The following is a 23,418-nucleotide window of genomic DNA, read 5'->3' as shown; positions in this document are numbered from 1 at the left end:
GATGCGGGCACTCGGTGTATCGGCGACACCGAGTCGATGCCATCGCAGGCAAGCCAGCTCCCACAGGGACCGTGCCCACTGGGACGTTAGATTAATTCAAAGGGTCAGTCTGGTCAGTTCGACGCCGGGCTCCTGGGTCACGCTCAATTGCTGGACGATCGCGTCCTGCAGGCGGCGGCACAGTTCCGGGTCGGACAGCGGATGGTTGTCGGCATCGGTAATGAAGAACACGTCTTCCACGCGTTCGCCTAGGGTCGCAATCTTGGCGTTCTGCAACGACAGGTCGAACTCCAGGAAGATCCCGCCGATGCGGGCCAGCAGGCCCGGGCGATCCGGTGCGCTGAGTTCCAATACCGTGACCGGGCGCTGCGCGTCGTTGGAAATGGTCACCTGGGGCGCAAACGCAAAGTGTTTGAGCTGGCGCGGTACCCGGCGCTGGATGATGGTCGGGTAGTCGTCAGGGTTGCGCAGGGCTTCGGTCAGGCCCTCGCGGATTTTCTTCACCCGTACCGGGTTGTCGCCAATCGAGTCGCCGTCGGTGTCGAGCACGATGTAGGTGTCGAGGGTGAACTGGCTGCTGGAGGTGATGACGCGGGCGTCATGGATGTTCAGGTTGAGCTGGTCCATGGCGGCCACGGTCACGGCGAAGAAGTCATGCTGGTCGGGAGCGTAGATGAAGATCTGCGTGCCGCCTTCGAATTCGCGCTGGGTCGTTTCCTTGATCAGCACCAGTGGGCCGCCATCCGCGGGCTGTTGCAGGATCGCGTCGCTGTGCCAGGCCACGTCGCCGGCGGTGTGGCGCAGGAAATAATCGTCGCCCAGTTGCGACCACAGTTGTTCGACATCGTCCGGGTCGTTACCGCCACGCACCAGGATATCCAGGGCTGCGCTCTGGGTGCGACGGATCTGCTCTTCGCGGTCCACCGGGTTTTCCAGGCCGCGGCGCAGGGCACGCTTGGTCTCGGTGTACAGCTGGCGCAGCAGGCTGGCGCGCCACGAGTTCCATAGCGTTGGGTTGGTGGCGTTGATGTCGGAGACGGTCAGGACGTACAGGTAGTCGAGGCGGGTTTCATCGCCGACGATCTGCGCGAAGTCGTGGATCACCTGCGGGTCGGACAAGTCCTTGCGCTGGGCGGTGGTGGACATTACCAGATGGTTCTGCACCAGCCAGACGATCAGGCGGCTGTCCCAGAGGGGCAACTGGTGGCGCTGGCAGAACGCCTCGGCATCCACTGCGCCGATCTCGGAATGGTCGCCATGCCGGCCCTTGCCGATGTCGTGGTACAGGCCGGCCAGGTAGATCAGCTCAGGCTTGGGCAATTTCGCCATCAGCTTGCTGGCCAGCGGGAATTTCTCTGACACCTGGGTGTACTGCAGCTTACGCAGGTGTTTGATCAGGTTCAGGGTGTGGGCGTCCACGGTATAGATGTGGAACAGGTCGTGCTGCATCTGCCCGACGATAAAGCCGAACTCCGGCAGGTAGCGCCCGAGAATGCCGTAACGGTTCATGCGCCGCAGGTTACGGTGGATACCGATCTTGCACTTGAACAGTTCGATGAACAGGCTGGTGTTGCGGATGTCATGCCGGAAATCGTCGTCGATCAGGTGACGGTTTTCCCGCAGCAGACGGATGGTATCGGCGCGCACGCCCTTGATTTCGGGCTGTTGGGCCATCAGCACGAAGATTTCCAGCATCGCGAACGGTGTGCGGCGGAACACATTGTCGTTGCGCGCCTCGATATAGCCGTCGTGCAGTTGGAAGCGCGAGTTGATCGGTTGCGGCGGCGCTTCGTCTTCGGGCGCCAGGATCACTTCTTCGAAGTGCTGGATGATCAGGTCACTGAGCTGCGCAATGCTCATGACCACCCGGTAGTACTGCTGCATGAAGCTTTCGATGCTGGTCTTCGCGTCTTCGCCTTCAAAGCCCAGCAGGGTCGCGATGGAGCGCTGGTGATCGAACAGCAAGCGGTCTTCGGAGCGTCCGGCGAGCATGTGCAGGGCGTAGCGTACCTTCCAGAGGAATTCCTGGGACGAGGCCAGCAGGGCGTTTTCGCTCTCCACCAGGAAACCTTCGCCAGCCAGGGCGCGCAGGTTCAGGGTGCCATACTGGCGACGCGCGACCCACAAAATCGTCTGGATATCCCGCAGCCCGCCCGGCGAGCCCTTGACGTTGGGTTCCAGGTTGTATTCGGTGTCGTTGTACTTGTGGTGCCGGGCCTTTTGCTCGGCGCGCTTGGCCAGGAAGAAATCCTTGCTCGGCCACATGTGTGCGGTGCTGGTGACTTCGAGCATGCGCTGGCGCAAGCGTTCAGGGCCGGCAATGGTGCGGCTTTCCATCAGGTTGGTGATCACCGTGAGGTCGGCGCGGGCTTCTTCGGCGCATTCGTCCACCGACCGCACGCTCTGGCCGACTTCCAGGCCGATGTCCCACAACAGGGTGAGAAAGCGCTCGATGGAATCGCGAAAGATCTCATGGTCGGCGCTGTCCAGCAGGATCAGCAGGTCGATGTCGGAGTAGGGGTGCAACTCCCCACGACCGTAGCCACCGACGGCCACCAGGGCGATGTCGGCGTCCTCGCTCCAACTGAACTGTTCCCAGGCCTTTTGCAGGATGTTATCGACGAACCAGGCGCGGTCCTCGATCAAGCGACGGATGTCCCGGCCGCTGCGAAAGCGCGCGTCGAGCACCTCACGGGCCTGGCGGATAGCTTTCTTGAACGCGGCGATAGGGCTCGCCTTCAGGGCCAGTTCGGCCTGGAACTGGCCACGGTCGAAGAGTTCGGGATCCACCTGGGGCATCGATCGGCTTTCCTTTCTATCTATCAGTCAGTCACAACACAGTGGGGGAAAACCTGAGCAATCTTTACGCCGAAACCGCACCCGAAGTGCGCGGGATGGTGTCGTCGGCGCGCAAGGTGAAGATCTCGTAGCCGGTTTCGGTGACCAGCAGGGTGTGTTCCCACTGGGCCGACAGCTTGCGGTCCTTGGTAATGGCGGTCCAGCCGTCGCCCAGCACTTTGGTGTCAGCCTTGCCCTGGTTGATCATCGGCTCGATGGTGAAGGTCATGCCGGCCTTCAGTTCCATGCCGGTGCCGGCACGGCCGTAATGCAGGATCTGCGGCTCTTCGTGGAATACGGTGCCGATACCGTGGCCGCAGAATTCGCGCACCACCGAAAAGCCGTTCTTTTCGGCGTGCTTCTGGATCACTTCGCCGATGTCGCCAAGGCGGCAGCCGGGCTTGACGATTTCAATGGCCTTGTACATGCATTCCTGGGTCACCTGGGACAGGCGCTCGGCCCAGACCGGTACGTTGCCGACGTGGAACATACGGCTGGTGTCGCCGAAGTAGCGGTCCTTGATCACGGTGACGTCGATGTTCAGGGTGTCGCCATCCTTCAACGGCTTGTCACCCGGAATCCCGTGGCAGACCACGTGGTTGACCGACGTGCAGATCGACTTGGGGAAGCCCTTGTAGTTCAGCGGCGCAGGGATGGCGCCCTGCACGTTGACTATATAGTCGTGGCAGATCTGGTTGAGGGTTTCGGTGGTGACGCCGGGCTTGACGTGCTCGGCGATCATTTCCAGCACGTCGGCAGCCAGTTTGCCGGCGATGCGCATGCCAGCGATGTCTTCGGCGGTTTTCAAACTAACGGTCATACAGGCTCTCTCTAGCGCGACGCGCTGAAATCAATACGGTTTACGGGCGCGCGACAAAAGGTTACAGAATTCGCACAAGCCACAAAAAACACGATTCTACCAGACGATGGCGTCAAATCATGAGCCTCTGATGATCGCTTCTCTCTATAAGGTGGGGGTATTCAGGCTCTATTCAAAGGGTTACGCAGAAACGGCTCACGGCAAATGTGATTACGGGTTTCGTTTTCGCCCTTCGTGTGGTATAAAATGCGCCGCTTTCCGGGGATACCCCGCAAAGCTTAAATCCACACACGTGTCGACACGATGACCTGGGTGCCGGAGGCCTTGAAGCCGCTGGTTGGTCATTGGGATACGTGGAGGCCAAACCCGACTTATTAAGGAACTATCATGTCCCAAGTCAACATGCGCGATATGCTGAAGGCCGGTGTGCACTTCGGTCACCAGACCCGTTACTGGAACCCGAAAATGGGTAAATACATTTTCGGCGCGCGTAACAAGATCCACATTATCAACCTTGAAAAAACCCTGCCAATGTTCAACGAAGCGCTGACTTTCGTAGAGCGCCTGGCCCAGGGCAAAAACAAGATTCTGTTCGTCGGCACCAAGCGTTCCGCTGGCAAGATCGTTGCTGAAGAAGCAGCACGTTGCGGTTCGCCGTACGTGGATCACCGCTGGTTGGGCGGCATGCTGACCAACTTCAAAACCATCCGTGCTTCCATCAAGCGTCTGCGTGACCTTGAAGTGCAAGCCGAAGACGGTACTTTCGCCAAGCTGACCAAGAAAGAAGCGCTGATGCGCTCCCGTGACCTGGAAAAGCTCGATCGTTCCCTGGGTGGTATCAAGGACATGGGCGGTCTGCCTGACGCACTGTTCGTTATCGACGTTGATCACGAGCGCATCGCGATCACCGAAGCCAACAAGCTGGGCATCCCGGTTATCGGCGTAGTCGATACCAACAGCAGCCCGGAAGGCGTTGACTACATCATCCCAGGCAACGATGACGCAATCCGCGCTATCCAGCTGTACATGGGTTCGATGGCTGACGCTGTGATCCGCGGTCGCAACCACGTTGCTGGTGGTACCGAGCAGTTCGTTGAAGAAGCTCCGGTAGCCGCAGCTGAGTAATTGACGCCCTGGCGTTGACTCAGTAAGCAAAAAGGGGGCTTGGCCCCCTTTTTGCCACCTCGAAAACCATTTGTCGGCAGCGCAGCTACATCATCTGTAACGTGCAGCGGCCTACAAGGGAGATTCGGGAAGAATTGATCGCCCGTTTGATCGGGTGGAATGGTTGAAAACCTATCCAAGAGGATTTTGAAATGGCAGAGATTACTGCAGCGTTGGTTAAAGAACTGCGTGAGCGTACCGGCGAAGGCATGATGGATTGCAAAAAGGCCTTGACCAAGGCCGGCGGCGACATCGAAAAAGCCATCGACGACATGCGTGCCTCCGGCGCCATCAAGGCTGCCAAGAAAGCAGGCAACGTAGCTGCTGAAGGCGCAATCGCCCTGAAAGAAGACGGTAAATCCGCAGTGCTGCTGGAAGTGAACTCGCAGACTGACTTCCTGGCTCTGCAGGACGACTTCAAGGCATTCGTTGCTGCCAGCGTTGAAAAAGCGTTCGCTGACAAGCTGACCACCGTTGAGCCTCTGATCGAAGCTCAAGAAGCTGCTCGCCTGGTACTGGTCGGCAAGGTTGGCGAAAACGTCAACATCCGTCGCCTAGCGCGCGTTGAAGGTGACGTCGTTGGTGGTTACCTGCACGGCAACAAGATCGGTGTAGCGGTTGTTCTGAAGGGCGGCGACGTTGAGCTGGCCAAAGACATCGCAATGCACGTTGCTGCTAGCAACCCTGAGTTCCTGCTGCCTTCGGAAGTTTCTGCCGAAGCGATCGAGCGTGAAAAAGCTGTGTTCCTGCAGCTGAACGAAGAGAAAATCAAAGGCAAGCCAGAAAACATTGTTGAGAACATGGTCAAAGGCCGTATCAGCAAGTTCCTGGCCGAAGCAAGCCTGGTTGAGCAGGCGTTCGTCAAGAACCCTGAAATCAAGGTTGGCGAGTTGGCCAAGAAAGCCGGTGCTGAAATCGTTTCCTTCACCTACTTCAAAGTAGGCGAAGGCATCGAGAAGCCGGTCGACAACTTCGCTGAAGAAGTTGCTGCCCAGCTGGCTGCCGCCAAGCAATAAGACAGTTTTCAACTGTCGCCCGAAAGAGGCTGCCCGCTCACGCGCGCAGCCTCTTTTCAAATGGGAAGGCCGATTTTATTTGGCTTACCCTCGGAACTGGCTTACAAAGCCGTGTTCCGATGGCGCTGTGACAGCGTCCAGCTAGAGTGAACGCAAGCCGTAAACGGCTCGCCAAGAATTTTTAAAAAATACGCCGCAGGAGAGATTCGCAATGGCTCAGCAGGGCAGTGGTTATCAGGCTCGCTATAAACGCATTCTACTCAAGCTCAGCGGCGAGGCCCTGATGGGCTCGGAAGAGTTCGGGATCGATCCCAAGGTACTCGACCGCATGGCGCTTGAAGTCGGCCAGCTGGTCGGTATCGGCGTGCAGGTCGGCCTGGTGATCGGCGGCGGCAACCTGTTCCGCGGCGCAGCACTGAGTGCGGCCGGCATGGATCGGGTCACCGGCGACCACATGGGCATGCTGGCCACTGTGATGAACGCCTTGGCCATGCGCGACGCCCTGGAGCGTGCCAATATCTCGGCTATCGTGATGTCGGCTATTTCCATGGTCGGCGTGACCGATCACTATGATCGTCGCAAAGCCATGCGCCACCTGAACGCCAAGGAAGTGGTGATCTTCGCCGCTGGCACCGGTAACCCGTTCTTCACCACCGACTCGGCAGCGTGCCTGCGCGCCATCGAGATCGATGCGGACGTGGTGCTCAAGGCTACCAAGGTTGACGGCGTATACACCGCAGACCCATTCAAAGACCCGCATGCCGAGAAGTTCGATCATCTGACTTACGATGAAGTGCTGGATCGCAAGCTGGGCGTGATGGACCTGACGGCTATCTGCTTGTGCCGCGACCACAAGATGCCGCTGCGCGTATTTAACATGAACAAGCCCGGCGCCCTGCTGAACATCGTACACGGCGGCGCAGAAGGGACTCTGATCGAGGAAGGCCAACAATGATCAACGAAATCAAGAAAGACGCCCAAGCGCGTATGCAAAAATCCCTGGAGTCTCTGAGCCACGCATTCGGCCAGATTCGTACCGGCAAGGCGCACCCAAGCATCCTGGGCAGCGTAATGGTGCCTTACTACGGTTCCGACACCCCGCTGAGCAGCGTGGCCAACGTTACCGTCAAGGACTCGCGCACCCTGCAGGTCGTGGCTTTCGAGCGCAACATGCTGGCTGCCGTCGACAAGGCTATCCAGAGTGCCGGCCTGAACCTCAACCCGACCAACCTGGGTGAGTTGCTGCTGATCTCCATGCCAGCCCTTACCGAAGAAACCCGCAAGGGCTTCACCAAGCAGGCGCGCAGCGCTGCCGAAGACGCCCGTGTTGCCGTGCGCAACATCCGTCGCGATGCCCTGGGTGACCTGAAGAAGCTGGTCAAGGACAAGGAAATCAGCGAAGACGAAGAGCGTCGTGCCACCGCCGATATCGACAAGTTGACCAAGGATGCCGAGGCCCAGATCACCAAGGCCACGGAAGAAAAAGAAAAGGACCTGATGGCCGTATAAGGGGTCAGGACGCCTTCATGGAAAAGACCAAGCAGACTGTACCCTCTGTGGTGCCGCGCCATGTCGCGATCATCATGGATGGGAATAATCGCTGGGCGAAGAAGCGCTTTATGCCGGGCGTTGCCGGGCATAAAGCGGGTGTCGACGCGGTACGGGCTGTGATCGAGGTGTGTGCCGAGGCCAAGGTCGAAGTATTGACCCTGTTCGCCTTCTCCAGTGAGAACTGGCAGCGGCCTGCCGAAGAAGTCAGTGCCTTGATGGATCTGTTCTTCAAGGCCCTGCGTCGTGAGGCCAAGCGCCTCAACGACAACAACATCAGCCTGCGCATCATTGGCGATCGCTCGCGCTTCCATCCGGAGCTGCAAGCCGCCATGCGCGAAGCCGAAGCCATTACCGCCGGCGCCAACCGTTTTGTACTGCAGATCGCAGCCAACTACGGTGGCCAGTGGGATATCGCCCAGGCTGCGCAACGTCTGGCCCGCGAAGTGCAGGCCGGTCATCTGCGACCTGACGACATCACGCCTGAACTGTTGCAAACCTGCCTGGTTACCGGCGACCTTCCCTTGCCGGACTTGTGCATCCGTACGGGTGGCGAGCACCGCATCAGCAATTTCCTGTTGTGGCAACTGGCCTACACCGAGCTGTACTTCTCCGACCTGTTCTGGCCGGACTTCAAACACGATGCCATGCGTAATGCGCTGGCCGATTTCGCTTCCCGTCAGCGTCGCTTTGGTAAAACGAGCGAGCAGATCGAAGCTGGAGCCCGGGTTTAAATGCTTAAACAACGAATCATCACAGCACTGATCCTGTTGCCGATCGCCTTGTGTGGGTTTTTCCTGCTCGAGGGGTCCGGCTTTGCGCTGTTTATCGGCCTGGTCGTCACCCTGGGTGCTTGGGAGTGGGCGCGCCTGGCGGGCTTCAGCGCACAGTTGCCGCGTGTGGTGTATGCCGCCGTCGTGGCAGCCCTGGCCTTTCTCCTGTACATCCTGCCGGACATCGCGCCGTGGGTGTTGGGTGCAGCAGTACTGTGGTGGGCGCTGGCGACGTTCCTGGTGTTGACCTACCCACGTACCAGCAGCCAATGGTCCAGTGTTGCCTGCAAGCTGGTGATCGGTTTGCTGATCCTGCTGCCGGCATGGCAAGGGCTGGTTGAGATCAAGCGTTACCCGATGGGTAACTGGCTGATCCTGGCCGTCATGGTACTGGTCTGGGGGGCTGATATCGGTGCCTACTTCTCCGGTCGGGCGTTCGGCAAGCGCAAGTTGGCGCCGGCGGTCAGTCCGGGCAAGAGCTGGGAAGGTGTCTATGGTGGTTTGGCGTTGACGCTGGTGATCGCGCTGGTCGTCGCTGTTGTGCGTGGATGGGCGGTGAAGGAGATCTTCCTGGCGCTGCTGGCCACCGCCATTGTCGTGTTTATCTCGGTGGTGGGTGACCTCACCGAAAGCATGTTCAAGCGCCAGGCCGGGATCAAGGACAGCAGTAACCTGCTGCCGGGTCACGGTGGTGTGCTGGATCGCATCGACAGCTTGACTGCTGCTATCCCGATCTTCGCTGTGCTGCTATGGATGACTGCTTCGTGAGCCGCCTGCAACAAGTGACGGTGTTGGGTGCCACTGGCTCGGTGGGGCTGAGCAGCCTTGACGTGATTGCGCGTCATCCTGACCGCTACCAGGTCTTCGCCCTCACTGGGTTTACCCGCCTGAGCGAACTGCTGGCCTTGTGCGTGCGTCACGCGCCGCGCTTCGCCGTGGTGCCTGAGGCCGATGCCGCGCGGGGGCTGCAGGATGACCTGCGGGCTGCCGGGCTGGCGACTCAAGTGCTGGTGGGGGAGGAGGGGTTGTGCCAGGTGTCGGCCGACGCTGACGTGGACACCGTGGTCGCGGCGATCGTGGGTGCTGCAGGCCTGCGTCCGACCCTGGCTGCCGTCGACGCTGGCAAGAAGATTCTGCTGGCGAATAAAGAGGCGCTGGTTATGTCCGGCGCGCTCTTTATGCAGGCGGTACGCAAAAGCGGTGCGGTGCTGCTGCCACTCGACAGCGAACACAACGCAATCTTCCAATGCATGCCTGGCGACTATGCCCGCGGCTTGAACCAGGTCGGCGTGCGTCGGATCCTGTTGACCGCCTCCGGTGGTCCGTTCCGGCAAACGCCGTTGGCCGAGCTGGAGCATGTATCGCCTGACCAGGCGTGTGCTCATCCGAACTGGTCCATGGGGCGCAAGATCTCCGTGGATTCGGCCAGCATGATGAACAAAGGGCTTGAGTTGATCGAGGCGTGCTGGCTGTTTGATGCGCGCCCGGATCAGGTCGAGGTGGTGATTCACCCGCAAAGTGTGATTCATTCCCTGGTCGATTACGTCGACGGATCGGTCCTGGCGCAGTTGGGTAACCCCGACATGCGCACGCCGATCGCCAATGCCCTGGCCTGGCCGGAGCGGATTGATTCCGGCGTCGCGCCCCTGGATTTGTTTGCCGTGGCTCGCCTGGACTTCGAGGCGCCGGACGAGCAGCGCTTCCCGTGCCTGCGCTTGGCGCGGCAGGCTGCCGAAGCGGGTAACAGCGCGCCGGCGATGCTCAATGCGGCCAATGAAGTGGCGGTGGCGGCGTTTCTCGAACGGCGCATCCGCTTTCCGCAGATCGCGAGTATCATCGAGGACGTCCTGGCTCTTGAGCCTGTCGTGGCGGTGAGTGATCTGGGGGCAGTATTCGAGGCCGATACCAAGGCCCGAGCCCTGGCAGAGCAATGGCTGGGCCGCAACGCGCGTTAGTCTGTGGGCGGTTTTGAGTCTTCAGGCACTGGATTGGAATGCGGAGAAATTAGATGAGTGCGCTTTACATGATTGTCGGCACCCTGGTTGCTCTGGGTGTGCTGGTTACCTTCCACGAATTCGGCCACTTCTGGGTGGCGCGTCGTTGCGGCGTCAAGGTACTGCGCTTTTCCGTCGGTTTCGGCATGCCGCTGGTGCGCTGGCACGACCGCCGTGGCACCGAGTTCGTGATCGCGGCCATCCCGTTGGGTGGCTACGTGAAAATGCTCGACGAGCGCGAAGGCGAAGTGCCGGTCGACCAGCTGGACCAATCCTTCAATCGCAAGACCGTTCGTCAGCGTATCGCCATTGTTGCCGCGGGCCCGATCGCCAACTTCCTGCTGGCCATGGTGTTTTTCTGGGTCTTGGCCATGCTGGGTAGCCAGCAGGTGCGTCCGGTCATCGGCGCGGTCGAGTCGGACAGTATCGCCGCCAAGGCTGGGCTGGTCGCTGGGCAAGAAATTGTTTCCATTGATGGCGAACCCACCACGGGTTGGGGCGCGGTCAATTTGCAGTTGGTGCGTCGCCTGGGCGAAAGCGGCACCGTCAATGTGGTGGTGCGCGAGCAGGATTCCACGACCGAGACCCCGCGTGAGCTGGCCCTCGACCATTGGCTCAAGGGCGCCGACGAGCCTGATCCGATCAAGTCCCTGGGCATACGTCCATGGCGTCCAGCCTTGCCGCCGGTGTTGGCCGAGCTGGATCCGAAAGGTCCCGCACAGGCTGCCGGCCTGAAAACCGGTGATCGCCTGCTCGCCCTCGATGGTCAGCCATTGGGTGAATGGCAGCAGGTGGTCGATCTGGTTCGTGTACGGCCTGATACCAAAATTGTGCTGAAAGTCGAGCGCGATGGTGCTCAAATCGACGTCCCCGTGACCCTGTCGGTTCGTGGGGAAGCCAAGGCGGCCGGGGGTTACCTGGGTGCAGGGGTCAAAGGTGTCGACTGGCCGCCATCGATGGTGCGGGAGGTGAGCTACGGGCCGCTGGCAGCGATTGGCGAGGGTGCAAAGCGCACCTGGACCATGAGTGTGCTGACCCTCGAATCGCTCAAGAAAATGTTGTTCGGCGAGCTCTCGGTAAAAAACTTGAGTGGACCGATAACCATTGCTAAAGTGGCGGGCGCTTCTGCCCAGTCGGGTGTCGCGGATTTCCTGAATTTCCTGGCTTATCTGAGTATTAGCCTGGGTGTTCTGAATTTGTTGCCCATTCCAGTACTGGATGGGGGGCATCTGTTGTTTTATCTGGTCGAGTGGGTGCGTGGTCGCCCCTTGTCGGATCGGGTGCAGGGTTGGGGGATACAGATCGGTATCAGTTTGGTGGTCGGGGTGATGTTATTAGCCTTGGTCAACGATCTGGGTCGACTGTAACGCTTCGCTGAATTGCGAATCTGCCGCATTTTGCGGCAGTTTGTTTATTGCCAGTTGGAATAAGAAAGGACTTCATGAAACGTCTGCTGCTAACTGCGGTTCTCACCGTATTGATGATCGCCGAAGTTCACGCCGAGTCCTTCACCATCTCCGATATTCGCGTCAACGGCCTCCAGCGGGTTTCCGCGGGTAGCGTCTTTGGTGCCTTGCCGTTGAACGTTGGGGAACAGGCTGATGACCGTCGCCTGGTGGAATCCACTCGTGCGCTGTTCAAAACCGGTTTCTTTCAAGATATCCAACTGGGTCGCGAAGGCAACGTCCTGGTCATCACCGTCGTCGAGCGACCTTCCGTCGCCAGTATCGAGATCGAGGGCAACAAGGCGATCTCCACTGAAGACCTGATGAAGGGGCTCAAGCAGTCCGGCCTGGCCGAGGGCGAGATCTTCCAGCGTGCCACGCTTGAAGGTGTGCGTAACGAACTGCAACGCCAGTACGTGGCCCAGGGCCGCTACTCCGCGACGGTGGAAACCGAAGTGGTGCCGCAGCCGCGCAACCGTGTCGGCCTCAAGGTCAACATCAACGAAGGCACCGTGGCGGCGATTCAGCACATCAACGTGGTGGGCAATACCAAGTTTGCTGATGAAGACCTGATCGACCTGTTCGAGCTCAAGACCACCAACTGGCTGTCGTTCTTCAAGAACGATGACAAGTATGCCCGCGAAAAATTGTCCGGTGACCTGGAGCGCCTGCGTTCCTACTACCTGGACCGTGGCTATATCAACATGGATATCGCTTCGACCCAGGTGTCCATCACACCGGACAAGAAGCACGTCTACATCACCGTGAACGTCAACGAAGGCGAGAAGTACAAGGTTCGTGACGTGAAGCTGAGCGGCGACCTGAAAGTGCCTGAAGACCAGGTCAAGGCGCTGCTGCTGGTGCAGAAAGACCAAGTGTTCTCGCGCAAGCTGATGACCACGACGTCCGAGCTGATCACTCGCCGCCTGGGTAACGAAGGCTATACCTTTGCCAACGTCAACGGCGTACCGACCCCGCACGATGACGACCACACCGTGGACATCACGTTCGTCGTCGATCCAGGCAAGCGTGCCTACGTGAACCGTATCAACTTCCGTGGCAACACCAAGTCTGCGGACGAAGTGCTGCGTCGTGAAATGCGCCAGATGGAAGGCGGCTGGGCGTCGACTTACCTGATCGACCAGTCCAAGACTCGTCTTGAGCGCCTGGGCTTCTTCAAGGAAGTCAACGTCGAGACCCCGGCCGTACCGGGCGTGGATGACCAGGTTGACGTGAACTATGCCGTGGAAGAGCAGGCATCGGGTTCCATCACCGCCAGCGTCGGCTTCGCACAGAGTGCCGGCCTGATCCTGGGTGGTTCGATCACCCAGAACAACTTCCTGGGTACCGGTAACCGCGTGTCCATCGGCCTGACCCGAAGCGAATACCAGAGCCGCTATAACTTCGGTTATACCGACCCCTACTGGACTGCTGACGGTGTGAGCCTGGGCTACAACGCCTTCTACCGCACCACCGACTACAAAGACCTCGACGTTGACGTTGCAAGCTATGCGATCGACAGCCTCGGTGCCGGTGTCAACATCGGTTACCCGATCAGCGAGACTTCGCGCCTGACATTCGGCCTGACCGCGCAACAGGATGAAATCAAGACCGGTGTCTACACCGTGGACGAGATCTTCGACTTTACCCGTCGCGAAGGTGACAAGTTCCTGAACTTCAAGGCGTCCGCCGGCTGGTCCGAGTCGACCCTGAACAAAGGCGTACTGGCGACTCGTGGTCATTCCCAGAGCCTGACCCTGGAAACCACTACGCCGGGCAGCGACCTGTCGTTCTTCAAGCTTGACTACCGTGGTCAACTGTTCCAGCCATTGAGCGACAACTACACCATGCGCCTGCACACTGAGCTGGGCTATGGCGATGGTTATGGTTCTACCAATGGCTTGCCGTTCTATGAAAACTACTATGCTGGTGGTTTCAACTCGGTGCGTGGCTTCAAGGACAGCACCTTGGGTCCTCGTGGTACGCCGAGCCGTGGCCAGGCATTCACGGGTAACCAGGGCACTGTCGCTGACTCCGACAACGATCCGCTGCCGTTCGGTGGTAACGTGTTGATCCAGGGTGGTGCGGAAATTCTGTTCCCGCTGCCATTCGTCAAGGATCAGCGTTCGCTGCGTACTTCGGTCTTCTGGGACGTGGGTAACGTGTTCGACTCCAAGTGCGAGCAGATCACCAACCCGAGTGGCGTGAAGTCCAACACCCAGTGCAACGACGTGAGCCTTAGCAACTTGGCGAGCTCCGTGGGTGTGGGTGTGACCTGGGTGACTGCGCTTGGCCCATTGAGCTTTGCTCTGGCCATGCCGATCAAGAAACCGGATAACGCTGAAACCCAGATTTTCCAATTCTCCCTCGGCCAGACGTTCTAAGCGTCTGACCCAAGATAACGACAACGGATTCTGTAGGAGTACATCGTGCGTAAGTTGACTCAATTGGTTCTGCTGGCAACCGTGCTGGTAGCGACCCCGGCCTTCGCCGAAATGAAAATCGCCGTCCTGAACTATCAGATGGCCCTGCTGGAATCCGACGCGGCCAAGAAGTACGCCGTGGATGCCGAGAAAAAATTCGGTCCGCAACTGACCAAGCTCAAGACGCTCGAAAGCAGCGCCAAGGGCATCCAGGATCGCCTGGTAGCCGGTGGCGACAAGATGCAGCAAGGCGAGCGCGAGCGTCTGGAGCTTGAGTTCAAGCAAAAGGCCCGTGACTACCAGTTCCAGTCCAAAGAGCTGAACGAAGCCAAGGCTGTTGCTGACCGTGAAATGCTGAAACAGCTGAAGCCGAAACTCGACAGCGCTGTGGAAGAAGTCATCAAGAAAGGTGCCTTTGACCTGGTGTTCGAGCGTGGCGCTGTGATCGACGTCAAGCCTCAATACGACATCACCCGCCAGGTGATCGAGCGCATGAACCAGCTGAAGTAAGCCATGACCGCGACTATCAAGCTCGGCGAGTTGGCCGAGTTCCTGGGAGCCACCTTGCGTGGCTCCCCGGAGAAAGAAATTACTGGGCTAGCCACCTTGCAGGAGGCTGGCCCAGCTCAGTTGAGCTTCCTCGCAAACCCCCAATACCGTAAATACCTGGTCGATAGCCAAGCCGCAGCCGTGTTGTTGAAAGCCGCTGACGCCGAAGGGTTTGCCGGGGAAGCGTTGGTGGTGGCTGACCCGTACCTGGCTTACGCGCGGGTGTCGCACCTGTTCGATCCCAAGCCCAAGGCCGCTGCCGGTATTCATCCGTCTGCGGTGATCGCTGATGATGCCCAGGTCGACCCTGCGGCCAGCATCGGCGCCTTTGCGGTGATCGAGAGTGGCGCACGCATTGCGGCAGGTGTCACTGTCGGTGCCCATTGCTTTATCGGTGCGCGCTGCGAAATTGGCGCGGACGGTTGGCTGGCACCGCGCGTGACCCTGTACCACGATGTGCGTATCGGTGAGCGTGTGGTCATCCAGTCAGGTGCTGTGATCGGTGGTGAGGGCTTTGGCTTTGCCAACGCCAAGGGCATCTGGAACAAGATTGCCCAGGTCGGCGGCGTGTTGATCGGCGACGACGTGGAAATTGGCGTCAACACGGCTGTCGATCGCGGGGCCCTGGCCGATACCGTGATCGGCAACGGCGTGAAGCTCGACAACCAGATCCAGATCGCCCACAACGTACAGATTGGCGATCACACCGCCATGGCGGCGTGCGTGGGGATTTCCGGCAGTACCAAGATCGGCAAGCATTGCATGCTCGCCGGTGGTGTTGGGCTGGTGGGGCATATCGAAGTGTGCGACAACGTCTTCATCACCGGCATGACCATGGTCACCCACTCGATTACCGAGCCTGGGGCCTATTCTTCCGGTACCGCCATGCAGCCAGCAGCTGAGTGGCGCAAGAGTGCAGCACGGTTGAGGCAGCTCGACGACATGGCTCGACGTCTCAAACAGCTGGAAAAGCGTGTTGGGGACGTGACCCCTGGCGGTAATGCTTCATCAGAAGGCTGATACCATTTCCATATCAAGTGTGCACAGCCGCTAGACTGCCTCCTTGATTTGCTAGCGGGGCGTGCTTTTAGTTCGCCCGCCCCCAATCTTTATTACAGGCTTCCCCCCGAAATGATGGACATCAACGAGATTCGCGAATACCTGCCTCACCGTTACCCGTTCCTGCTGGTGGACCGCGTAGTGGACCTCAATGTCGAGGAAAAGCGCATTCGTGCCTACAAGAATGTCAGCATCAACGAACCGTTCTTCAATGGTCACTTTCCCGCGCATCCAATCATGCCGGGCGTGTTGATCATCGAGGCGATGGCCCAGGCTGCCGGTATCCTTGGTTTCAAAATGCTCGACCTCAAGCCTGCCGACGGCACGCTCTACTATTTCGTGGGCTCCGACAAGTTGCGTTTCCGCAACCCGGTTACCCCGGGTGACCAGCTGATCCTGGAAGCCAAGTTCATCAGCTGCAAGCGTCAGATCTGGAAGTTCGAATGCCAGGCCTCGGTGGACGGCAAGCCGGTCTGCTCCGCCGAGATCATCTGTGCGGAACGCAAACTATGAGTTTGATTGACCCTCGCGCAATCATCGATCCGTCGGCCGTTCTGGCCGCCGACGTTGAGGTCGGCCCCTGGTCGATCATCGGCGCAGGTGTGGAAATCGGCGAGGGGACTGTCATCGGGCCACACGTGATCCTCAAAGGTCCGACCCGCATTGGCAAACACAATCGCATCTACCAGTTCTCCTCGGTAGGCGAAGACACCCCGGACATGAAGTACAAGGGTGAAGAAACACGCCTGGTAATCGGTGATCACAACATCATCCGTGAAGGTGTGACCATTCACCGTGGCACCGTGCAAGATAGGGCCGAAACCACACTGGGTGATCACAACCTGATCATGGCCTATGCGCATATCGGCCACGACAGCGTGATCGGCAACCACTGCATCCTGGTCAACAACACCGCGCTGGCGGGTCATGTGCACGTTGACGATTGGGCGATCCTGTCCGGGTTCACCCTGGTGCATCAGTACTGCCATATCGGCGCCCACAGCTTTTCCGGCATGGGCACCGCGATTGGCAAGGACGTTCCGGCGTTCGTCACGGTATTCGGCAACCCGGCTGAAGCCCGCAGCATGAACTTTGAAGGCATGCGCCGTCGCGGTTTCAGCGAAGACGCCATCCACGCCTTGCGCCGGGCCTACAAGGTGGTTTACCGCCAGGGCCTCACGGTGGACCAGGCGTTGACCCAACTGGCCGAGCCGTCAGCGTTGTTCCCGGAAGTCGCGGTGTTCCGCGACTCGATCCAGGCGTCGACTCGCGGCATCACCCGCTAATCATGGCTAATCTGCGTATCGCGCTGGTGGCCGGTGAAGCTTCCGGCGACATTCTGGGCGCAGGTCTTATGCGGGCTCTCAAGGCCCAGCATCCGGCGGTGGAGTTCATCGGTGTCGGCGGCCCGCTGATGCAGGCCGAAGGGCTCACGTCCTATTTCCCCATGGAGCGTCTGTCGGTCATGGGGCTGGTCGAGGTGCTGGGTCGCCTGCGCGAGCTGTTGGCCCGCCGCAAGCTGCTGATCCAGACCCTTATCGAAGAAAGGCCCGATGTGTTCATCGGCATCGACGCGCCGGACTTCACCCTCAATATCGAACTCAAATTGCGTCAGGCCGGCATCAAGACCGTGCACTACGTCAGCCCGTCTGTCTGGGCGTGGCGGCAGAAGCGCGTGCTCAAGATCCGCGAAGGTTGCGACCTGATGCTGACCCTGCTGCCGTTCGAGGCCAGGTTCTACGAAGAAAAGGGCGTACCGGTGCGGTTTGTCGGGCATACCCTGGCCGACGCCATTCCCTTGCAGGCGGACCGCGCGGCAGCGCGTGCTGAGCTGGGCTTGCCCGACGGCCCGCTGGTAGCGTTGATGCCAGGCAGCCGTGGTGGCGAAGTCGGTCGCCTGGCCTCGGTGTTTTTCGACGCCGCCGAGCGACTGCAGGCCTTGAAGCCGGGCGTACGTTTCGTGCTGCCTTGCGCCAGCCCGCAACGTCGTGCGCAGATCGAAACACTGCTGGAAGGACGCAACCTGCCGTTGACCTTGCTCGATGGTCAGTCGCACCTGGCCCTGGCGGCCTGTGATGCGGTGTTGATCGCCTCCGGTACGGCCACCCTTGAGGCCTTGCTGTACAAGCGTCCAATGGTGGTCGCCTACCGCCTGGCGCCGCTGACCTTCTGGATCCTCAAGCGCATGGTCAAAAGCCCTTACATCTCCCTGCCCAACCTGCTGGCCCAACGCCTGTTGGTGCCGGAGTTGTTGCAGGACGATGCAACGCCGGAGGCCCTCGCGCAAACTCTACTACCCTTGATCGACGGCGGCGAAGAACAGACCCGTGGTTTCGACGACATCCACCGCACCTTGCGTCGTGATGCGTCAAACCAGGCGGCCGACGCCGTGTTGAACTTGATCGGCAAGAAACAGGAAGCCTTATGACGACGCAGATGGGCCTGGATTTCAGCCTGGTTGCCGAAGCCCACGAACTGGTGGCCGGTGTGGACGAAGTGGGGCGCGGACCTTTGTGCGGCGCCGTGGTCACGGCGGCGGTGATCCTCGATCCGAACCGTCCGATCCTCGGCCTCAACGACTCGAAAAAACTCACCGAAGCGCGCCGCGAAAAGCTCTATGACGAGATCTGCGAGAAAGCCCTGAGCTGGCATATCGCCCGCGCCGAAGTCGAAGAAATCGACGAGCTGAACATTCTGCACGCCACCATGCTGGCCATGCAGCGTGCGGTAGAAGGCCTGCACATTACCCCGAAAATGGCGATGATCGACGGTAACCGCTGCCCCAAGCTGGCCATGCCTTCCGAGGCCGTGGTCAAGGGTGATAGCAAGGTGCCTGCCATTGCAGCCGCCTCGATCTTGGCCAAAGTCAGCCGTGATCGGGAAATGGCCGCATTCGAATTGATCTACCCCGGCTATGGCATCGGCGGGCATAAAGGCTACCCGACGCCCGTTCATCTGGAAGCCTTGGCTCGTCTTGGCCCGACGCCGATCCATCGCCGCTCGTTCGCCCCGGTGCGCCAGGCTTATGAGCTGCGCGAGAGCCTCAGCGAGGTGTAGTCGCGAGGCTGATGTTTTGCTCAAGGCCCGGTACAATCCGGGCCTTGTTGTCTCCACGTTTCTAGACAGGATCACTATGCCGGCTTCATTCGTTCACCTACGCCTGCACACTGAATACTCCCTGGTCGACGGCCTGGTACGGATCAAACCGCTGGTCAAAACCCTGGTGGGCATGAACATGCCTGCGGTGGCGGTTACCGATCAGAACAACATGTGTTCCCTGGTCAAGTTCTACAAGAACGCCATGGGTGCTGGTATCAAGCCGATCTGCGGCGCCGATCTCTGGCTGTCCAACAAGGACCCGGATAACCCCCTGAGCCGCATCAGCCTGTTGGCGATGAACGGCGTGGGTTATCGCAACCTCACCGAACTGATTTCCCGTGGCTTTATCGATGGCCAGCGCAATGGCTCGATCATCATCGAGCGCGAATGGGTCGCCGAGGCCAGCGAAGGCCTGATCATGCTGTCGGCCGCCAAAGAAGGCGAGATCGGTATCGCGCTGCTGGGTGGCAACCCTCAGGAAGCCGAAGTTCTGGCCAAGGAGTGGATGCAGGTCTTCCCCGACCGTTTCTACCTGGAAGTCCAGCGTACCAACCGGCCCAATGACGAAGAACATCTGCACGCCGCCGTAGCCCTGGCCGATAAGCTGGGCGCGCCGCTGGTGGCGACCAACGATGTGCGCTTCATCAAGAAGGAAGACTTCGAGGCCCACGAAACCCGCGTGTGCATCGGCGAAGGCCGGGCCCTGGATGACCCGCGCCGTTCGAAGAACTACAGCGAAGAGCAGTACCTCAAGAGCGCCGAAGAGATGGCGGAGCTGTTCAGCGACCTGCCCGAGGCCCTGGAAAACTCCGTCGAGATCGCCAAGCGTTGCAATATCGAAGTCAAGCTGGGCAAGCACTTCCTGCCCAACTTCCCGATTCCGGATGGCATGACCATCGACGAGTACTTCCGCAAAGTCTCGTTCGACGGCCTGGAGGAGCGGTTGTCTGTCCTGTTGCCCAAGGACACCACCGAGGATTACGACGCCAAGCGCCAGGTCTATGTCGACCGGCTGAATTTCGAGCTGGATATCATCATCCAGATGGGTTTCCCCGGTTACTTCCTGATCGTGATGGACTTTATCCAGTGGGCCAAGAACAACGGCGTACCGGTAGGTCCGGGCCGGGGGTCAGGTGCTGGCTCGCTGGTCGCGTACGTGCAGAAGATTACCGACCTCGACCCGCTGGAATATGACCTGCTGTTCGAACGGTTCCTGAACCCGGAGCGGGTCTCCATGCCCGACTTCGACGTCGACTTCTGCATGGACGGCCGTGACCGCGTGATCGAATACGTGGCCGAGAAATACGGCCGCAACGCGGTAAGCCAGATCATCACCTTCGGTTCGATGGCGGCAAAAGCGGTAATCCGCGACGTGGCGCGAGTGCAGGGCAAGTCCTACGGCCTGGCGGATCGTTTGTCCAAGATGATCCCGTTCGAAGTCGGCATGACCCTGGAAAAAGCCTACGAACAGGAAGAAATCCTGCGCGACTTCATCAAGGTCGATGAAGAAGCCGCCGAAATCTGGGACATGGCGCGCAAACTCGAAGGCGTGGTACGTAACGTCGGTAAACACGCCGGTGGTGTGGTTATCGCCCCCACCAAGCTCACCGACTTTTCGCCGATCTATTGCGACGAAGAGGGCGACGGCCTCGTTACCCAGTTCGACAAGGACGACGTGGAGGCGGCCGGTCTGGTGAAGTTCGACTTCCTCGGCCTGCGAACCCTGACGATCATCGACTGGGCACTCAAGACCATCAACCGCGACCGCGCCAAGGTGGGCGAGGAACCGCTGGATATCGCGTTTATCCCGCTGGACGACAAGCCGACTTACACCCTGCTGCAAAAAGCCGAAACCACAGCGGTGTTCCAGCTTGAATCGCGCGGCATGAAAGAGCTGATCAAAAAGCTCAAGCCCGACTGCCTGGAAGACTTGATCGCACTGGTGGCCTTGTTCCGTCCGGGCCCGCTGCAATCGGGCATGGTGGACGACTTCATCAACCGTAAGCACGGCCGTGCCGAACTGGCCTACCCGCACTCCGATTATCAGTACGAAGGCCTCAAGCCCGTATTGGCGCCCACCTACGGCATCATCCTGTATCAGGAACAGGTGATGCAGATTGCCCAGGTGATGGCCGGCTACACCCTTGGCGGTGCGGACATGCTGCGTCGAGCCATGGGTAAGAAAAAACCCGAGGAAATGGCCAAGCAGCGCGGCGGTTTCATTGAAGGTTGCGCGACCAACAATATTGACGCCGACCTCGCGGGTAACATCTTCGACCTGGTAGAGAAATTCGCGGGCTACGGCTTTAACAAATCCCACTCCGCCGCCTACGGCCTGGTGTCGTACCAGACCGCCTGGCTGAAAGCCCACTACCCGGCGCCTTTCATGGCCGCGGTCCTCTCGGCGGATATGCACAACACCGACAAGGTCGTGACCTTGATCGAGGAAGTGCGCACCATGAAGCTGCGCCTCGATGCGCCGGATGTGAACGCTTCGGAGTTCAAGTTCACGGTGAACGACGAAGGCCGCATCATCTATGGCCTTGGCGCGATCAAGGGCGTGGGCGAAGGTCCGGTGGAAGCCATCACCGAAGCGCGCCAGGACGGTCCGTTCAAGGATCTGTTCGACTTCTGCGCACGGGTTGACCTCAAGCGCATCAACAAGCGTACCCTCGACGGCTTGATCCGCAGCGGTGCGCTCGACCGTCTCGGCCCGTATTTCCATGATGAGCCCAAGGCCTACCAGGCCAATATCGACCGCAACCGCGCGGTATTGCTCACGGCTATGGAAGAAGCGATCAAGGCCGCCGAACAGACCGCCCGTACCCATGACAGCGGCCATGCCGACCTGTTTGGCGGGTTGTTCGTCGAGGAAGATGCGGATGTCTACGCTAACCATCGCAAGGCCAAGGAACTGACGCTCAAGGAGCGTCTCAAGGGCGAGAAGGACACCCTGGGCCTGTACCTCACAGGGCACCCGATTGACGAATACGAGGGCGAAATCCGCCGTTTCGCCCGTCAGCGCATCATCGATCTAAAGCCTTCACGGGATACACAGACCGTCGCTGGCATGATCATCGCCCTGCGCGTGATGAAGAATAAAAAGGGCGACAAGATGGGTTTCATCACCCTCGACGACCGTTCGGGCCGCATCGAAGCGTCGCTGTTTGCCGATGCATTCCACTCCGCACAGTCGCTGCTGCAGACTGACGCAATGGTGGTGGTGGAAGGTGAGGTCAGTAATGACGACTTCTCCGGTGGCCTGCGCCTGCGGATCAAGCGGGTGATGAGCATGGAAGATGCGCGCACCAATTTGGCCGAAAGCCTGCGTTTGAAGGTAAAAACCGAAGCGCTCAAGGGCGACCAGCTACGCTGGCTGGGCGACTTGCTTAAACGCCACCGTGGCGCGTGCCCGGTGACCATGGAGTACACCGGCAATGACGCCAAGGCCATGTTGCAGTTTGGCGAGACCTGGCGAATTGATCCCGCTGATGGCTTGATTCAAGCTTTGCGTGACCAGTTCGGGCGAGACAACGTCTTCCTCCAATACCGTTGACGGTCAGATACGTCTGACCTCGACTCAACATTTAATCTCGACCTAAACGCGCCTCTCCCTTAAGGTAGGGCGCGAATAGACAACCGGCTGGCCAGGCCTCCCTGGCCGTCGACCCAAGACGGACGCTTATGAACCCGAATTTTCTTGATTTCGAACAGCCGATCGCTGACCTGCAAGCCAAGATTGAAGAACTGCGCCTGGTCGGCAATGACAATTCGCTGAATATCGGCGATGAGATCGCTCGCCTGCAAGACAAGAGCAGTACGCTCACCGAAGACATCTTCGGCAAGCTGACCAGCTGGCAGATCGCGCGACTGGCTCGCCATCCGCGCCGTCCGTACACCCTGGACTACATTCAGCACATCTTCACCGAGTTCGACGAGTTGCACGGCGATCGCCACTTCTCCGACGACGCGGCCATCGTGGGCGGTATCGCTCGCCTGGACGACCAGCCGGTGATGGTGATCGGTCACCAGAAGGGCCGTGAAGTACGCGAGAAAGTCCGTCGCAACTTCGGCATGCCGCGCCCTGAAGGCTACCGCAAGGCTTGCCGCCTGATGGAAATGGCCGAGCGCTTCAAGATGCCGATCCTGACCTTCATCGACACCCCGGGCGCTTATCCGGGTATCGACGCTGAAGAGCGCAACCAAAGCGAAGCCATTGCCTGGAACCTGCGTGTCATGGCCCGCCTGAAAACCCCGATCATCGCCACTGTGATTGGTGAAGGTGGTTCCGGCGGCGCACTGGCCATCGGCGTCTGCGACCAGCTGAACATGCTGCAATACTCGACCTACGCGGTGATCTCGCCAGAAGGTTGCGCCTCGATCCTGTGGAAAACCGCCGAAAAGGCGCCGGACGCTGCCGAAGCCATGGGCATCACCGCCGATCGCCTCAAAGGTCTGGGTATCGTCGATAAAGTGATCGCCGAGCCATTGGGCGGTGCCCATCGTGACCCGGCTGCCGCTGCTGCGACCATTCGTGCTGAGCTGGGCTCGCAACTGGCAATGCTCAAGAAGCTGGATAACGAAGCACTGCTGGCCCGTCGCTACGAGCGCCTGATGAGCTACGGTCTCTAAGCGCGACGCAATCCCTTAGTGTGGGAGCCGGTTTGAGTGGGAGCTGGCTTGCCTGCGA

Annotated in this window: 19 protein-coding genes; 17 read left to right on the top strand and 2 right to left on the bottom strand. The window is 59.6% G+C overall.

The genetic code is table 11. From position 1 onward, the window contains the following. Positions 1-96: 96 nt before the first annotated feature. Positions 97-2,799: a [protein-PII] uridylyltransferase gene (locus tag CQ002_RS04010; RefSeq protein WP_069022118.1), complete on the bottom strand. Its 2,703-nt coding sequence runs from the start codon at positions 2,797-2,799 to the stop codon at positions 97-99. A gap of 64 nt (positions 2,800-2,863) precedes the next feature. After that, the gene (map, locus tag CQ002_RS04005) at positions 2,864-3,658 is read right to left on the bottom strand and encodes a type I methionyl aminopeptidase (RefSeq protein ID WP_025855126.1); all 795 of its coding nucleotides are present in this window, start codon (positions 3,656-3,658) and stop codon (positions 2,864-2,866) included. A gap of 387 nt (positions 3,659-4,045) precedes the next feature. Here map and rpsB point away from each other — a divergent pair, with 387 nt between their 5' ends. The 17 genes from rpsB (at position 4,046) to CQ002_RS03920 (ending at position 23,360) form a co-directional block, all read left to right on the top strand. Next, positions 4,046-4,783: a 30S ribosomal protein S2 gene (gene rpsB / locus CQ002_RS04000; RefSeq protein ID WP_003189158.1), complete on the top strand. Its 738-nt coding sequence runs from the start codon at positions 4,046-4,048 to the stop codon at positions 4,781-4,783. A gap of 191 nt (positions 4,784-4,974) precedes the next feature. After that, the gene (tsf, locus tag CQ002_RS03995) at positions 4,975-5,838 is read left to right on the top strand and encodes a translation elongation factor Ts (protein WP_025855127.1); all 864 of its coding nucleotides are present in this window, start codon (positions 4,975-4,977) and stop codon (positions 5,836-5,838) included. 211 nt (positions 5,839-6,049) lie between these two features. Then, the gene (gene pyrH, locus CQ002_RS03990; protein ID WP_003172271.1) at positions 6,050-6,793 is read left to right on the top strand and encodes a UMP kinase; all 744 of its coding nucleotides are present in this window, start codon (positions 6,050-6,052) and stop codon (positions 6,791-6,793) included. After that, complete coding sequence (gene frr / locus CQ002_RS03985; protein WP_034109101.1) at positions 6,790-7,347, top strand: ribosome recycling factor; 558 nt, start codon at positions 6,790-6,792, stop codon at positions 7,345-7,347. Before pyrH ends, frr begins: the two co-directional genes overlap by 4 nt. 17 nt (positions 7,348-7,364) lie before the next feature. Then, a complete protein-coding gene (uppS, locus tag CQ002_RS03980; RefSeq protein WP_016974405.1) occupies positions 7,365-8,120 on the top strand; it encodes a polyprenyl diphosphate synthase in 756 nt (251 codons plus the stop codon). Beyond that, entirely contained in the window at positions 8,121-8,927 is an 807-nt protein-coding gene (locus tag CQ002_RS03975) for a phosphatidate cytidylyltransferase (RefSeq protein WP_105161745.1), read from the top strand. Then, on the top strand, positions 8,924-10,114 hold the full coding sequence (gene ispC, locus CQ002_RS03970; protein ID WP_105161746.1) for a 1-deoxy-D-xylulose-5-phosphate reductoisomerase: 1,191 nt from the start codon (positions 8,924-8,926) through the stop codon (positions 10,112-10,114). The genes CQ002_RS03975 and ispC overlap by 4 nt, the downstream gene beginning before the upstream one ends. A gap of 53 nt (positions 10,115-10,167) precedes the next feature. Next, positions 10,168-11,520 carry a sigma E protease regulator RseP gene (rseP, locus tag CQ002_RS03965; RefSeq protein WP_034109094.1) on the top strand — a complete coding sequence of 451 codons (1,353 nt, stop codon included), beginning with the start codon at positions 10,168-10,170 and terminating at the stop codon, positions 11,518-11,520. A gap of 74 nt (positions 11,521-11,594) precedes the next feature. Continuing rightward, positions 11,595-13,982 (top strand): outer membrane protein assembly factor BamA, encoded by a 2,388-nt coding sequence (bamA, locus tag CQ002_RS03960; protein WP_034109092.1) that lies wholly within the window; start codon positions 11,595-11,597, stop codon positions 13,980-13,982. Positions 13,983-14,027: 45 nt separating this feature from the next. Further along, positions 14,028-14,531 carry an OmpH family outer membrane protein gene (locus CQ002_RS03955; RefSeq protein ID WP_003219314.1) on the top strand — a complete coding sequence of 168 codons (504 nt, stop codon included), beginning with the start codon at positions 14,028-14,030 and terminating at the stop codon, positions 14,529-14,531. A gap of 3 nt (positions 14,532-14,534) precedes the next feature. After that, complete coding sequence (gene lpxD, locus CQ002_RS03950; protein WP_034109090.1) at positions 14,535-15,590, top strand: UDP-3-O-(3-hydroxymyristoyl)glucosamine N-acyltransferase; 1,056 nt, start codon at positions 14,535-14,537, stop codon at positions 15,588-15,590. A 111-nt stretch (positions 15,591-15,701) separates the two neighbouring features. Beyond that, positions 15,702-16,142 carry a 3-hydroxyacyl-ACP dehydratase FabZ gene (fabZ, locus tag CQ002_RS03945; protein WP_003172281.1) on the top strand — a complete coding sequence of 147 codons (441 nt, stop codon included), beginning with the start codon at positions 15,702-15,704 and terminating at the stop codon, positions 16,140-16,142. After that, entirely contained in the window at positions 16,139-16,915 is a 777-nt protein-coding gene (gene lpxA, locus CQ002_RS03940; protein ID WP_034109089.1) for an acyl-ACP--UDP-N-acetylglucosamine O-acyltransferase, read from the top strand. The genes fabZ and lpxA overlap by 4 nt, the downstream gene beginning before the upstream one ends. Positions 16,916-16,917: 2 nt before the next feature. Further along, on the top strand, positions 16,918-18,057 hold the full coding sequence (gene lpxB / locus CQ002_RS03935; RefSeq protein ID WP_105161747.1) for a lipid-A-disaccharide synthase: 1,140 nt from the start codon (positions 16,918-16,920) through the stop codon (positions 18,055-18,057). Then, positions 18,054-18,686, top strand: a complete 633-nt coding sequence (rnhB, locus tag CQ002_RS03930; RefSeq protein WP_034109085.1) for a ribonuclease HII — start codon at positions 18,054-18,056, stop codon at positions 18,684-18,686. Before lpxB ends, rnhB begins: the two co-directional genes overlap by 4 nt. A 76-nt stretch (positions 18,687-18,762) precedes the next feature. After that, positions 18,763-22,284, top strand: a complete 3,522-nt coding sequence (gene dnaE / locus CQ002_RS03925; protein ID WP_034109083.1) for a DNA polymerase III subunit alpha — start codon at positions 18,763-18,765, stop codon at positions 22,282-22,284. A gap of 128 nt (positions 22,285-22,412) precedes the next feature. Then, positions 22,413-23,360, top strand: a complete 948-nt coding sequence (locus tag CQ002_RS03920; RefSeq protein ID WP_016976871.1) for an acetyl-CoA carboxylase carboxyltransferase subunit alpha — start codon at positions 22,413-22,415, stop codon at positions 23,358-23,360. Positions 23,361-23,418: the final 58 nt, after the last annotated feature.

Source organism: Pseudomonas sp. MYb13 (assembly GCF_002980075.1).
In the GTDB taxonomy this organism is placed as follows: Bacteria; Pseudomonadota; Gammaproteobacteria; order Pseudomonadales; family Pseudomonadaceae; genus Aquipseudomonas; species Aquipseudomonas lurida.
This window is presented reverse-complemented; position numbering and strand designations above follow the sequence as displayed.